Below are 13,885 nucleotides of genomic sequence, written 5' to 3'. Positions count from 1 at the left end.
CTGTGGTGACATGCCGCGCTACCGACTCCAACCGGACAGGCCTCTCCTGCTGTGGTGGGGCCTGCTCGCCGCGCTCGCCGTGTACTTCGGCGCGCCCGCGGCCATCAACGCCGCCATCCCGCAGCGCTCCGCCACCTCCGACGCCGTGGAACTCGGTGCCCTCGGCTCGGACTGGACGATACCCGTGGAAGGGCTGGAATGCCGCAGCGGGCCGTTTGCCCTCACCGAAACCTGGGTCTGCGGCGACACCCTCCTCAGCTCCACCGTGATGGGCGACGTCGAGGACGAGGAACGCACCCTGCGCCGCCTCATGCGCGGCACGAGCGACGCCCTGGCAACCCCCAGCGAGGACGCCTCCCTCACCGAACACGAGGGCATACCCATGCTTATCGACGGCTCCCGCGTGGCACTCCTGCACGAGGGCCCCGACGGACAGCACCTGGGCGTGGTCCTCGACGGCCCCCAACAGGGAATACTCGACAAAATCCTGCACGCCCTCACCGAGGAGGCCCGGCACCGATGAACCGACTCTTTGCCATCACCCTGGGCATCGGCACCTTCCTGGGAACGCTGGTGGTGCTCTTCCAGCTCGTGAGCGCGATGATTATCAGCCCCGCCGCACTGGGCATCGGCGTAGGGGTAGGGCTGTGTTACGTGCTGCTCATCCTGGGACTACTGCGCCTGAGCCCCATGTGGCCCAAGGGTGCGTACCTCTGGGTTCTCCCCGCCCTGATCTGGGGCTCGGGAGTGTCCTTCGGAGTGGTCATGCTCATGGGGCTGCCGCTCTCCGAGATACCCGGCAAACTCGGCTGGGAACTCGTGGAGGCCTCCCTCGGCGGGGCCTATCCGGAGGAGTGCGCTAAAGCCCTGGGCGTGGTGATGATCCTGCTCAGCTTCAGGAAGCTCAACCGCCCCTGGCACGGCCTCATCGTGGGAGCCGTGGTGGGGCTGGGCTTCGAGACCATAGAAAACCTCCTCTACGGGGCCAACGGCGCGATCCTTGACCCCAACTCCGACGCCTCCGGGGCCCTCAGCCTATGGATGCTGCGCCTGGTGGCCGGGCCCTTCCTCCACATCATCTTCACCGGCATCGCCGGCTGGGGAATAGGCGTGGCCCTCTACACCGCCGAGGCTTCATGGACGTGGCGGGTTGGCCGAGCACTCGGCTGGTTCCTAGTGGCCTTCACCCTGCACTTCTCCTGGAATCTGCTGTGGAACAGCGAGATAGCACAGGTATTCAACATGATCGGAGTGGCCCTGGTGATGTACCCCCTGGCGATCTGGCTGCTGATCCGGGGAAACCGCCAGGCGCGTCGGGACGACACCTACGTCTACAGCGCGGAGCCGGTGATGGTTGTTCCTTAGGTGCTTCTGGTTTTAGGGGTGGCGCGCGATGGGGGCGAACAGCGCCCCGGTGGCCTGGGCCAGTGTTTCGGGGCTTAGCACCAGGTCAAACCCCCTCCTACCGCCGGACACCAGCACTTCCTCCTGGTTGCTCAGGGAGGAATCCACCACCGTGGGCAGCCGTTTCTTCTGCCCGATCGGGCTAATCCCACCCACCACGTAACCCGTTACCCGCTCCGCCACGGCGGGATCGCACATCGTGGCCTTCTTCGCGTGAAGCGCGGAGGCCATCGCCTTGAGATTGAGCTGGTGAGTCACCGGCAGCACCGCTACCGCTAGGCCCTTATCCGATTCCACCAGCAGCGTCTTGGCGATCTGTGCTGCGTCTATCCCCTCGTGGTGTAGGGCCTCGGCGGCCTCTTGGCCGAAGTGGTGATTGGCGGGATCGTGATCGAAGGTCAGGGTGCTAAAAGGCAGGCCCGCCTTTTCCAGGGCCAGGGTGGCGGGTGATTTCTTTGTGGGCATGGGGGTGAGTGTAGGGGTGTGCGCTAAGGGGTGCCATTAGGCGGTGACGGGGCGTGGTGAGGCCGCAATGGCACCCCTTGGAGTTGGAGGCTGGGCAGCCCGGTGCCCCGGGCGCGATGAGTTTGCCCTGGAACAGCGCTAAGGGGTGCCATCACCCGGCCTTGGAGGGACCCGCAACCTGACAATGGCACCCCTTAGCGTGGTTGGGCACAAGTGCCGCAAAGTCGCTCTTGCTCTCTGAACGTTCGCAGCCTCATCCTCGGATCCCACACACCGCAGCACAGCGGAACAACCCCAAGGGGTGCCATTGCCCCCGGGAAAGGCTCCCATCACCCCGAGGTGGCACCCCTTAGTGCGCTGCGGTGGGAAGGGCGGCAGGTGTCTCACGTCCAGGCGCCTCAAACCCCTGCTCCTGATAATCGCCCCAACACCCCCCCCACCCACAAAAAAGAGGCCAGCGCGCCCGCCCGCAGGCGGCGCACCAGCCCCTTGAACAGAAAACTTACTCAGCAGCCCCCGTCAACGAGTCCACGCCGGAGTCGTTGAGCATGGGCACGTCCACCAGGGCGTCGGGAATGCCGAAGGCGTCCACGAGTACCCCGGACCACGGACCGATGGAATCCACCAGGTCGTTCACGGCGGCGCGGGCGGCCTTGGTGCGGTTGCCGGAGAGGATGTTCTGCTCCTGGTACCAGCCAGCGTGCTTGAGGATGGTGGAGAACGCGAAGAGGTGGCGGATCTGCTCCAGCACGGGGAAGGCCGGGGAGTCTGCGGGCAGCTCGGCTTCGGCCTCGATGAGGGCTTCGATGAGCATGGTGTCGATGCGGGCCCACGCTAGGTCGATGAGGTGATCCTGGGCGCGGTCAACGAGTTTGACGGCGTCGGCGGGCTCCATCTTCTTGGCGTCCTTGAGGCGGCGGGCCAGGGACTTCAGCAGGTTGTGCTCGCGCTCCTGGATGATCTTGACCTGGTAGCCGGCGTCGAAGAGGGAGTTTTCCTCGCGGTCGCTCACGCGGTCGATGAGGCTCTGCACGGTCAGCGGGATGGAGGTGCGCTGGCGCAGCACGTCGCTGATGTTCTCCACGCCGAACTTCACCATCTCGATGGGGGAGAGCTCGGAGAGGCCGTGGGCGTAGGCGGTGATGAGTTCCTTGCCCACCATCTGCACCAGCACCGTGTTGTCGCCCTCGAAGGTGGTGAACACGTCGGAGTCCGCCTTGAAGATGGTGAGGCGGTTCTCGTCCATGTATCCGGCGCCGCCGCAGGCCTCGCGGCATTCCTGGATGGTGTCGGTGGCATGGGCGGTGGCGGCCACCTTGACGGCGGCGGCCCGGGATTCCGTCTCGCGCTGGCGGCGCAGCTGCTCGTCGGTCGGGGTGGCCACGTCCCATTCGCCGCGATTGACGGCGGCGGTCTGATCGTGCAGGCGCTCAACCATCTGGTTTTGCAGCAGAGCCAGGGCGTAGGAGCGGGCCAGGCGGGGCAGCAGGCGCAGGCGGTGGGCGCGGTGGTCAATCAGGCGCTTTTCCTTGCCGGGCAGCCCCTCGAACTGACGACGCCGCATGGCGTAGCGCAGGGCGATGGTCAGGGAGGCGCGGGTAGCGGCACCGGCGGCGGCGCCCACGGCCACGCGGCCGCGGATCAGGGTGCCGAGCATGGTGAAGAAGCGGCGGTTGCGCGACTCGATGGGGGAGGTGTACACGCCGTCCTCGGAGACGTCGCCAAAGCGATTCAGCAGGGCCTCGCGCGGTACGCGAACCTTGTCAAAGAGGAGGGTGCCGTTGTCCACGCCGAGCAGTCCGCCCTTGTGTCCGTGATCCCCGATGGTCACGCCGGGCATGGGGTTGCCGTCCTCATCGCGGATGGGCACGAGCACGCAGTGCACGCCGTGGGATTCCTTGGTGCCGGGGGTGTAGAGCTGCGCGAATACCGCGGCCATGCGGCCGTGCTTGGCGGCGTTGCCGATGTACACCTTCTGCGCCGAGGGGGTGGGGGAGTCCACGATGAACTCCTTGGTCTCGAGGTCGTAGGTGGCGGTGGTCTCGATGTTTTGCACATCGGAGCCGTGTCCGCGCTCGGTCATGCCAAAGCAGCCCAGGAGCTTGAGGTCGATGATGTCCTTGATGTAGTGGGAGTGGCGCTCGGTGCCCAGGGCGTCCACGGCACCGCCCCACAGGCCCCATTGCACGCCACCCTTGACCATGGTGGAGAGGTCGGCATAACCCAGCATCTCCAGGCTGGTGATGGTGGCTCCCGTATCGCCAGCGCCGCCGTTCTCCGGGGCAAAGACGCCCTTTTGGATGCCGGTCTCGGCCAGGAGCGAGAGCTTGTTCAGGATGGCCTCGCGGGCCTCGTCCATGCTCAGCGTCGGATCGTGCAGCAGCTCCTTGGCGTTGACGTTGTTGCGGAACACGTCGCGCGCGCTGGCCCAGCGGCCGTCGAGAAGCTTGCGTAGGTCCTTGGTGGCCGCCGGGTCGGGCGTGGTGGGCAGGGTGCGGGGGCTGCCTTTTTCCGGGGCGGGGCGATTCTTATCGGTCATGGTGAACTCCTAGGAAAGTGTCTTAACGCTCAATGATGGCTACAACGCCCTGGCCGCCGGCGGCGCAGATGCTCACGAGGGTGCGCCCGCCGCCGTTTTCCTCCAGCGTCTTGGCGGCGGTGGCGAGGATGCGGCCGCCGGTGGCGGCGAAGGGGTGGCCCGCGGCCAGCGAGGAACCCTTGACGTTGAGCTTGCTGCGGTCGATGGAGCCCAGGGGGGCGTCGAGGCCGAGGCGATCACGGCAGTACTCGGTGGACTCCCAGGCCGCCAGGGTGGCCAGCACCTGGGAGGCGAAGGCCTCGTGGATCTCGTAAAAATCGAAGTCCTGGAGGGCCAGGCCGTTGCGCGCGAGCAGGCGTGGGACGGCGTAGGTGGGGGCCATGAGCAGGCCGTCGGGGCCGTGCACGAAGTCCACGGAGGCGGTCTCGGAGTCCACGAGCCAGGCGCGCACGGGAATGTTGTGCTCGCGGGCCCAGTCCTCGGAGGACAGCAGGGCCACGGAGGCGCCGTCGGTAAGCGGGGTGGAGTTACCGGCCGTCATGGTGGCCTGCGCCCCGTGCTGCTCGGCGTCCTTGCGGCCGAACACGGGCTTGAGCTTGGCGAGCTTCTCCGTGCTGGTATCCGGGCGCAGGTTGGTATCGCGCTGCACGCCGAGGAAGGGGGTGAGGAGGTCGGAGAAGAACCCGGCCTCGTAGGCGGCGGCGAGGTTGCGGTGCGATTGCACGGCCAGCTCGTCCTGCTCGGCGCGGCTGATCCCGAACTCCCGGGCGGTGATCGCGGCGTGCTCGCCCATGGAAAGGCCGGTGCGCGGCTCGCCGTTGCGGGGCTGCTCGGGGGCCAGCTGGGAGGGGCGGATGGAGCCGATCAGCTTGAGGCGGTCACCGGCGGTCTTGGCGGTGCTGAGCTTGATGAGCGTGCGGCGCAGGTCATCGCCCACGGCGAGGGGAGCGTCCGAGGTGGTGTCCACGCCGCCGGCAAGGCCGGACTCGATGCGGCCGAGGGCGATGGCGTCGGCCACCTGGATGGCGCCGGTCAGGCCGGTGCCGCAGGCGTGCTGTACGTCGAAGGCGGGGGTGCGGGAACCCAGCGCGGAGCCGAGTACGCATTCGCGGGTGAGGTTGAAGTCGCGGGAGTGCTTGAGCACCGCGCCGGCTACCACCAGGCCGAGGTCCTCGTCCTGGAGGCCGTAGCGGGCCACGGCGCCGTCGATGGCGGCGGTGAGCATGTCCTGATTGGAGGCGTTGGCGTACTCCTTGTTGGAGCGCGCGAAGGGAATGCGGTTGCCGCCGAGGATCGCGACCTTGCGGGGGGTAGTCATATGTGCTCCGTCCTAGTAGGGATCTCTGCGTGACAGTTTAACGTGATTCAAAGCATAGATCTCAAAATCCTATAATGTGAATCACTGGCTTGGCTGCTACGGTAGACAAAGATGCGGCGTAAGCAAAGCGCCGTCCCCCACAACGTTAGGAGATCAACCTATGCCCTCCGCGCAAAAAGGCCTGCTAGAACAGCTCATCAACTCCCCCCTCGCCGGAAAAGCGGGGGTGCCGCAGGGTGAGCCGCTGCGGCGTTACAAGCCCGGTGAGCCGCTTCTCGACGCCCCCGTGGTCACCGGCTGTGCCCCCGGCAGCCGCTTCACGGAGCAGATAAAAGACCTCCTCGGCGGCGACTACCAATACGTAGGCCCCGAGGCGCACACCAAGCGCGGTGCCATCGTCTTTGACGCCACCGGCATCACCCGCCCCGAGGATCTCCACGAACTCTTCGACTTCCTCCAGCCCCAGATGCGTAAACTCGCCCCCTGCGCCCGCGTGGTGGTGCTGGGCACCACGCCCGAGCTGGTGGAAGACCGCGATGAGCACATCTGCCAGCGCGCGCTGGAGGGCTTCACCCGATCCCTGGGCAAGGAACTCCGCCGCGGCGCCACCTCACAGCTGGTGTACATCGCCCCCGAGGCCGAGCTTGCGGCGGCGGAATCCACCCTGCGGTTCCTTCTCTCCGGCAAGTCCGCCTACGTAGACGGCCAGGTGATCCGCGTGAACGCCACCGCCACCGGCACCGCCGATTGGCAGAAGCCGTTGGCCGGAAAGATCGCTGCCGTCACCGGGGCGGCCCGGGGCATCGGCGCCACCATCGCGGAGGTACTGGCCCGCGACGGCGCGAAGGTCATCTGCGTGGACATCCCCCAGGCGGGCGAGGGCCTCACCCAGACCGCCAACCGCGTCAAGGGCACCGCCCTCCCGCTGGACGTCACCGCCCCCGACGCCGCCGATCAACTCCGCCAGCACGCGGAAGAGCGCCACGGCGGGCCCATCGACATCATCGTGCACAACGCCGGCGTGACCCGGGACAAGCTGCTGGCCAACATGAACGAGGGCCAGTGGAAGATGGTGCAGAACATCAACCTGGTGGCCCCCGTGCGCATCACGGAGGGCCTGCTGGCCAACGGCGGCCTGGCCGACGGCGGCCGCGTGGTGGGCGTCTCCTCCATGGCAGGCATCGCCGGCAACCGCGGGCAGACCAACTACGCCACCACCAAGGCCGGCGTGGTGGGCCTGGTGGATACCTTCTCCGAGGAACTGGCCTCCCGGGGCATCACGGTCAACGCCGTGGCCCCCGGATTCATCGAGACCGCCATGACCGCCGCCATGCCCTTCGGCCCCCGTGAGGTGGGCCGCCGCCTGAACTCGCTCTCCCAAGCGGGCCAGACCATCGACGTCGCGGAGACCATCTCCTACCTCGCCGGCAACGCCTCCGGCGCGGTCACGGGCAACACCGTGCGCGTGTGCGGACAGAACCTCCTGGGGGCGTAAATGACGCACCACGAACTCCCCACCATTCCCAACCTCATGAGCGAGTACGGGAATGCGGCCCGCGACCTCCTCCCCGTGGTGGGCACCAAGCGCCGCGCCACCGGGAACCCCACCATCTCCTACGGGGTGCGCGGCGTGACCCTCGACCCCACCCACGTGGCGGCCTACACCCAGGCCACCGGCCTGCGCCTGGGTAATGAACTGCCGCTGACGTACCCCTACGTGCTCTCCTTCCCCCTGGCCATCAAGGTCATGGGTGCCCCGGACTTCCCGTTCAACGCGGTGGGAGCGGTGCACCTAACCAACGTGATCGAACAACACCGCCCGCTGACCATTACGGACACCCTGGACATCAAGGTGCACGCGGGTAACCTACGCCCCCACCGCAAGGGCCTGCTCATCGACATGGTGACCGAGGTGGAGGTGGCGGGAGAACTCGTCTGGAAGCAGACCTCCGGGTTCCTGGCCAAGGGGGCCAAGATGTCCGGCTCCCACACGGCACCGGAGGACACCGGCTCCCTCTTTGGCGAGCACCCGCCTGTACCCGAGGCAGCCCCCACCGGGCAGTGGCGGGTCACCCCGGCGCAGATCAAGAAGTACGCCCAGGCCTCCGGGGACAAAAACCCCATCCACGTTTCCACCCTGGGAGCCAAGGCCTTTGGCTTTCCCACCACGATCGCCCACGGAATGTGGTCCGCGGCGGCGATCCTGGCCGGGGTGGAGGGCCAGGTGCCCCCCGCCGCGCGATACAGCGTGGAATTTGTCAAGCCGGTGGTTCTTCCCGCCCGGGTGGGGTACTACGCTGAGCGTTCCTCTGCGGGGTGGGACTTCCAGCTCCGCAAGGCCTCCAAGCCGGCCACCCTGCACGCGGTGGCCAGGCTTGAGGCGCTCTGAATTTCTTTCTTTCGGCGCTAAGGGGTGCCACTAGGCGGGGTTGCGGCTCGGCAACCGGCCTAGTGGCACCCCTTCGTGTTGGAGGCGGGGAAGACCGGGGAATCGCCTTCCGGGGCGTCGATAGGCATACAACCCTAAGGGGTGCCACCTCGCCCGGGAGACACCCGATCCCCGGCCTAATGGCACCCCTTAGCGCTGCTCTGCGCAGCGCTACCCCCCGAGAACCCCTCGTGCGGTTACCCCTTGGTGTCGATGTTCATCTTGCCCGGGTTCCACAGCCCGGAGCGGGTGATCTCCTCCTGGGTGATCTCCGCGGTATCGGGGGTTTGGCCGGCGGAGTTGGTGCGGGGCTCGTAGATCTCGATGGAACCCCAGTCGCGGCCCCAGTCGTCGCGGAGGTAGCTGGGCAGCTCGTAGGACTCGTTGACGGCCTCCACGGTGCCCATCGGGCCGCCGCCGGTGTAGTTCTGTACCGGGGTGAGCGTGGATTTGCCGGGGTAGTCGGGGGAGACGCGGTAGGTGGGGATCTCGGTCACGCCCGCGTAGTGGTTGAAGGTGCGCTGGCAGGGGAATTGCAGCGGTACCGGCCAATCGAGCAGGCCCGGCTGCTCGGAGCCGATCACGCTATTCAGGCTGTCCAGGGTGGGCACGCGGGGCGGGGTGATGCCCAGCCACTCGTCCTCGTTGAGGTTGATGTCCTCGGCCTTGATACGGACCACGTTGGCGGCCTCGGGGAGATCGGCCAGGGGGTAGCGCAGATTGCGCCAGTTGGGGGTGGGGCCGGCGTCGCGCATCTCCACGGAGCCCTCGTCGGTGACGGAGCTGTCCGCGTGGCGGGTGCCGTATTCGAGCACCAGGTTCTGGCCGTCCTGCTCGATGCCGTTGATGTCGTGGTGCTTGATCTTGCCAAAGGCGGAGACCACCACCAGGGGGGCGTCCTCGCGCGCCTCGGGAAGCTCGTACCAGGCCGTGGTGACCTTGGCCGGGCGCTGGTCCTCCTCCTGGTAGGAGCCGAGCACCGGCACCACCTCGTAGTCGAGGTTGAAGGGAAGCTCGTGCGTGGAGCCGTTCACGCCGCGCTGGTTGGTGGAACGCGAGCCGCCGGAGTTGCCGTTGTCCTGGCCGGAGTCAGAGGTGCCCGCGGCGTTATCGGAGTCCACCTGATCCGCGATGGCCGCGCCGGGGCCATCGGTATCGGATTCCGCGTCCTCGACGCTGCCGGGCAGGTTATTGGGGCCAAAGCTCCGGTTCTCCCCGGCCTCCAGGGAATCCCCCAGGGAGATGCCATCCACGGGGGAGAGGAAGGCGTCGTTCGTATTCGTCTCCACCAGGGCGTCCGAGGCCAGGCCGCAGGCGTTGCCGCCGAGGTTGCGCAGGTTGCCCAGCCCCACCGTATAGGCCGGGTACTGGCTGGCAAAGGCCTTGCCGAAGCTAAGCAGCGAGAACGCCAGAACCACGGCGCTGAGTACCGCGATGGGCGCGGAGGCCAGGCCCACCCAGCGGGAGGAGGCGTTGATGCGGCGGCGCTTGGCCAGCACCTCGTCCAGGTTGCCCCTGGCCTCCGCGCGGGTGCGGCGCATATCCCCGATGAAGGAGAGCATCACGCCGATGACCAGGATCGCAATGGCCAGGTACAGCACCACCGAGGAGGCCTCTATGCCCTTGATCTGCACGGACTTATCCCACCACGGAATGTGGAAGCTGGACACATACCACCAGCCGTTCATGCCGGCCAGCGCCAGGGCGAAGATCAGCAGGAACCCGCCGATGGTCATGGCGCGGGCGCGCGCCGAGCGCACCACCATCGCGCTGAGAGCCACCGAGGCCACGGCGGCTAGCGCGGCGGCGGTACCGGCGTTGGTGCCAAAGTGGTGCGTCCACTTGGTGGGGGTGAACATCAGGAAAAAGAACGTGCCCACCACGATGACGAGCAGCCGCACCGTGGGGCCGGAGGCCGCCCCGGCGATCTTTTTGTTGCGCAGCAGCGTGATGGCCACGATCGCCAGCGAGGCAAAGAACATGAACATGGGGAAGCGGCGGGTAAACGAGCCGTCCACCGAGGAGGTGGAGAGCAGCGACTGATAGCGCGCGAACTCCTCGCTCCACGGCAGCGCCGGGCCGATCTCCGAGCGCACCCGCGTGGCCTCCAGCACGCCGGCCAGGGTTTGATCCCCAAACATGCCCACCAGCACCGCCGTGCCCGTGGCCAGCACCGGGGCCAGCATCGCCAGGGCCGCCGTCACGTTGGCGCCCTTCGACGCCCCCTCGCCCCCGCCGAGCAGGGGAAGGCGCTCATAAAGAATACGCAGCAGAGGGGAGAGCGCCGCGAGGAGGGCGGCCACCGCCATGAGGCCCGTGGGGCCGGTGGCCAGGGACAACGCGGCCAGCAGCACGCCGATGGCCCCGGGAAGCAGGCGCTTGGTCTCGATGGCGCGCTCGAAGGAGGCCCAGGCCAGGATCGCGCCCATGGCGATGATGGGCTCCGGGCGGGTGCCGTTGTTATAGGGCAGCCAGAAGGTGAGCAACACCAGGGCGGCGGTCCACTGCGCGAGGCGGCGGCTTCCCACCGTGCCGCCCAGGCGCGGCAGCAGGTACCGGGAGAGCACAAACCAGATCACCAGCCCGGAGAGCAGGGCGGGCAGCCGCATCCAGGAGGAAGCCGTGGACACCTGCGCCATGAGCGTCAGCAGGTCATAGTAGGGCCAGCCGAAGGGGGCCTCGGGCACGCCGAACCAGCGGTAATAGTTGGCCATGTAGCCGGAGTGCTCCGCCAGGCGGGCCATGGAGAGGATATAGCCGTCATCGGCGGTATTGGCCCCCAGGAAGTGCCAGCCCACCAGGATGGTGCCCACCAGGGCATCCAGGCCTCGGGGCCGCCACCACCCGGCGGGCAGGGTGCGGATGCGGCCCCGGCCGTCCAGGCGATCCAGGCGGAAGAGGCACCACAGGGACACCGCCATCATCGCCAGGCCCAGCCAGGTGGCGATCTGCTTGAGCAGGGTGGGCGAGGAGGTAAACCGGGAGTTGATCTCCACGTGGACGCTGAGCCCGGCGTCGATAAGCTCCTGCGCGGCGGCGTCGTTTAGCTCCGTGTACAGGCCACTGACCTGCGGGCGGACGTCCTCCTTGGAGGTGGAATCCGGGGAGGAGGCGTAATCGGTGCCCTCGATCCACGCCTTCGTCTCTTCCTCCGTGGAACTCAGGGAGAGAACCGCCTGGTCGGGCAGATCGCGCACCTGCTGTGCGGTGAGGTCAAAGAACGCCTCGCCGCGCACGGAGACGTCCAAGGAGCCATCGAAGGAGCGGACGAAGAGCCCGCGATGGGCGGCATCGGTGGAATCGGCGGGCAGGGTACCCAGCAGCAGAGACTCCCCCTCACGCAGCTCCCCCAGGGCGGAGAGGGGTATCTTAGCCTCCATCTCCTGCGGCGCGTAGGAGATCAGCGGCGCATTCACCGAGTTCACGCTGCCGTTTTGGGGCCAGTTCAGGCTGGATTGCACCTGGTGAACCGGGAGGAAGGGCGTGGCCACAAAGAGCACGAACCCGAGCAGGCCGGTGATGATGGCGAGGCGCTTGAGCCATCCTGGGGCCTGCTGCGCGGGAGCGTGCGGTGGCGCGGGGGACGCTTCTGGGGTAACAGACACAGCCCGTTAGTCTACGGCACCGGAGTGGCCTACCCCCCCCGAGACTCGGGTGACCACCACGAAGGGGCCGATCTGCGCCGTGGCCCAGCGGGAGGCATCCGCAAAGGAGGCGGGGTTAAAGAACACGCCCTTGAAGCGGATATTGGGGTGATTGGGGTAGATGTCCTCGGCCAGGTGAATCTTGAAGCCGGAGGTGGCGGCTGCTTCCTCCGCCCCTGTTTCCTCTTCCGCTTCCAGGTCGCCGCGGAAGATGAACACGTCCGGCGCCCGCCAGGAGCCTTCCTGCGACTCCGCTTCCACCGCGGCGTCGAAAGCCGCCGGGTCGGCCAGCTCCTCCCAGGAGCGCAGGGCCCAGTCCTCGATGGCGGCGTTGCGCCGATCAAACTCCCCCAGGGGATTGGCGTAATGGCTGGTAAAGGCCTGGAACCCGTAGTAAGGGTGGAAGCTCATAAAGCGGTTCTCGTCGGCCAGTACCACGGTATCGGCGGGGTCGTGGCCGTGGCGGCGAATCTCCTCGTCGATCTGGCCGTAATATTGGGCGGCGTTGGGGGCAAAGCGATCCGCGCGCTCACCATAACCATCGGTATCCGAGTAGGCGTAGTCCAGGTTTTCCTGGTGATGGGTGGGAATGTCCTGGGCATACTTCACCCCCGCCAGGCTGAGCACCACCACCAGAACCACCGTGATCCGCCGCTGCCACTGCGGGGAGAACCGATCCGGGTACAGGGCGCCAAGCCCCTGGCGGCGCAGCCAACCAAAGCCCATCACGCCCGCGGTGGCCAGTTGCAGCGCCACCAGCATCTCCACGCGGAACCCCAGCAGCGTCACCCCCCCGATGGTCAGCACCATGGAGGCCAGGCACCAGGCGTATTGGCACAGCAACACGAGCAGGAGGGCGCCCTCGGCGGGGCGTCGCCAATGCAACACCAGGTACACCAGCCCCACCATGCACAACACCCCCACGATGGAGGCGGCGAGGAAGGGCAGCGGGAACTCCGCGCCCTCGCCGGGCAGATAGTGCATGGCCGTGGCCCCCGAACGCTCCCGGCTGTGCAGCGCGGCCCAGAGGTACGGCCCCCAGGTGCTCAGCGCGAGGAGAATCGAGCCGGTACCGGCCACCACCAGGTGCAGCAGCGGCCGCCAACTCCGGCGCGCGGCGGCCACCACCAGCGCCATGACCACCACGGAACCGGCGGCCAGGGCCGTAAAAAGCGTGTACATGGTGGCCGAGACCCCCAGAAACACCGCCACGCCCGCCGTGGCAAACCACGAGCCCGCCAGCGCCCTGCGCGCAACCAGAGACAACGCCGGAACCCCCAGCGCCACGATGATCGCGTACGGCTCCTGCGGCCCCAGTTGCAGCATCAGGCAGGTACTCACCAAGGCGATCGCCGTGGCGGCGGGCAGGGAACCCACCAGCCGCTGCCACACCGGCACCAGCAGGCAGGCGGCGGCCGCGATGGAAACGAGCGCCCACGGCTGATACACCTCCCAGCCCGGCATCCCCAGGAGGTTCGCCATGCGCCCGCCCAACCAGAACCACGTGGGCGGATAGTAGGTGGGCATGTCGATGTAATTCATGTCCGCCAGCGAGGTGGTCTGCGCCATGCGGCTAAGGAACTGCGTGCGAAACGCCTGATCCACCTGGAGGCCGTCAATGTAGAGGCGGGTGGCGGACAGCGGCACGCCGGTGGTGCTAAACACCAACGCCGCCGGGGCCACGTACGCCGCCGCATACGTGAGCGCGCGCCGCCAGCGGGGAACCACGCCCCCGCGCAGCCACCAGGCCATCAGCACACCCACCACCAGCAGCACGGCGGCGCTGCCCGCGGTGGCGAGCGCGCGCGTGACCATGGAGGTGCTAAACGCCGGGAGCGTCACCTGCTTGGCCAGGAACCAGAGCACCAGGGTGAACACGGCCCCCGCCACGGGGGCCAGGGCCATGGCCAGCAGGGTGCCGCGCCGCCCCAAACGGTCTGTAGAACTCATGGCAACAGTCTAAGGGGTGCCAGTGGGGCGGGGAGGGGCGGCGGGCACGGGGTAGTGGCACCCCTTGCGCTGTTGCGGGCTTGAGGCGCCGCTTTTCGACGCCCTCCCTCCCGCACGCAGGCTTCCTCGCGCCTAAG

At 67.6% G+C, this 13,885-nt stretch carries 9 protein-coding genes; 4 read left to right on the top strand and 5 right to left on the bottom strand.

The window, feature by feature from the left end:
- The first annotated feature begins 10 nt into the window (after positions 1-10).
- Positions 11-523, top strand: coding sequence for a hypothetical protein (locus Cocul_RS06675; RefSeq protein ID WP_055122492.1), 513 nt, complete (start codon positions 11-13; stop codon positions 521-523).
- Entirely contained in the window at positions 520-1,365 is an 846-nt protein-coding gene (locus Cocul_RS06670; RefSeq protein ID WP_069723584.1) for a PrsW family intramembrane metalloprotease, read from the top strand. The genes Cocul_RS06675 and Cocul_RS06670 overlap by 4 nt, the downstream gene beginning before the upstream one ends.
- A gap of 12 nt (positions 1,366-1,377) precedes the next feature.
- Here Cocul_RS06670 and ybaK read toward each other — a convergent pair whose 3' ends face one another.
- The 3 genes from ybaK to Cocul_RS06655 all read right to left on the bottom strand — a co-directional run bounded on the left by ybaK (position 1,378) and on the right by Cocul_RS06655 (position 5,726).
- Complete coding sequence (gene ybaK, locus Cocul_RS06665; RefSeq protein ID WP_055122491.1) at positions 1,378-1,869, bottom strand: Cys-tRNA(Pro) deacylase; 492 nt, start codon at positions 1,867-1,869, stop codon at positions 1,378-1,380.
- 502 nt (positions 1,870-2,371) lie between these two features.
- Positions 2,372-4,408, bottom strand: coding sequence for an acyl-CoA dehydrogenase family protein (locus Cocul_RS06660; protein ID WP_055122490.1), 2,037 nt, complete (start codon positions 4,406-4,408; stop codon positions 2,372-2,374).
- A gap of 22 nt (positions 4,409-4,430) precedes the next feature.
- Positions 4,431-5,726, bottom strand: a complete 1,296-nt coding sequence (locus Cocul_RS06655; RefSeq protein WP_055122489.1) for an acetyl-CoA C-acetyltransferase — start codon at positions 5,724-5,726, stop codon at positions 4,431-4,433.
- A 160-nt stretch (positions 5,727-5,886) separates the two neighbouring features.
- Here Cocul_RS06655 and Cocul_RS06650 point away from each other — a divergent pair, with 160 nt between their 5' ends.
- Together Cocul_RS06650 and Cocul_RS06645 are read left to right on the top strand one after the other, a co-directional pair.
- On the top strand, positions 5,887-7,221 hold the full coding sequence (locus Cocul_RS06650) for a 3-oxoacyl-ACP reductase (RefSeq protein ID WP_055122488.1): 1,335 nt from the start codon (positions 5,887-5,889) through the stop codon (positions 7,219-7,221).
- Complete coding sequence (locus tag Cocul_RS06645; protein WP_055122487.1) at positions 7,222-8,115, top strand: MaoC family dehydratase; 894 nt, start codon at positions 7,222-7,224, stop codon at positions 8,113-8,115.
- Between the two features lie 236 nt (positions 8,116-8,351).
- On the opposite strand, the gene Cocul_RS06640 is transcribed toward Cocul_RS06645, so the two are convergent.
- Together Cocul_RS06640 and Cocul_RS06635 are read right to left on the bottom strand one after the other, a co-directional pair.
- Positions 8,352-11,759 (bottom strand): arabinosyltransferase domain-containing protein, encoded by a 3,408-nt coding sequence (locus tag Cocul_RS06640; protein ID WP_082422202.1) that lies wholly within the window; start codon positions 11,757-11,759, stop codon positions 8,352-8,354.
- Between the two features lie 6 nt (positions 11,760-11,765).
- Positions 11,766-13,748, bottom strand: a complete 1,983-nt coding sequence (locus Cocul_RS06635; protein ID WP_055122486.1) for a galactan 5-O-arabinofuranosyltransferase — start codon at positions 13,746-13,748, stop codon at positions 11,766-11,768.
- Between the last annotated feature and the right edge of the window lie 137 nt (positions 13,749-13,885).

Origin of the sequence: Corynebacterium oculi (genome assembly GCF_001412105.1) — a bacterium.
Classification (GTDB): Bacteria; Actinomycetota; Actinomycetes; order Mycobacteriales; family Mycobacteriaceae; genus Corynebacterium; species Corynebacterium oculi.
This window is presented reverse-complemented; position numbering and strand designations above follow the sequence as displayed.

Coding starts and splice junctions, on each gene's coding strand:
- Cocul_RS06655 (WP_055122489.1), bottom strand. CDS start 5,726: ATGACTACCCCCCGCAAGGTCGCGATCCTCGGCGGCAACCGCATTCCC.
- Cocul_RS06660 (WP_055122490.1), bottom strand. CDS start 4,408: ATGACCGATAAGAATCGCCCCGCCCCGGAAAAAGGCAGCCCCCGCACC.
- Cocul_RS06650 (WP_055122488.1), top strand. CDS start 5,887: ATGCCCTCCGCGCAAAAAGGCCTGCTAGAACAGCTCATCAACTCCCCC.
- Cocul_RS06645 (WP_055122487.1), top strand. CDS start 7,222: ATGACGCACCACGAACTCCCCACCATTCCCAACCTCATGAGCGAGTAC.
- ybaK (WP_055122491.1), bottom strand. CDS start 1,869: ATGCCCACAAAGAAATCACCCGCCACCCTGGCCCTGGAAAAGGCGGGC.
- Cocul_RS06670 (WP_069723584.1), top strand. CDS start 520: ATGAACCGACTCTTTGCCATCACCCTGGGCATCGGCACCTTCCTGGGA.
- Cocul_RS06675 (WP_055122492.1), top strand. CDS start 11: ATGCCGCGCTACCGACTCCAACCGGACAGGCCTCTCCTGCTGTGGTGG.
- Cocul_RS06635 (WP_055122486.1), bottom strand. CDS start 13,748: ATGAGTTCTACAGACCGTTTGGGGCGGCGCGGCACCCTGCTGGCCATG.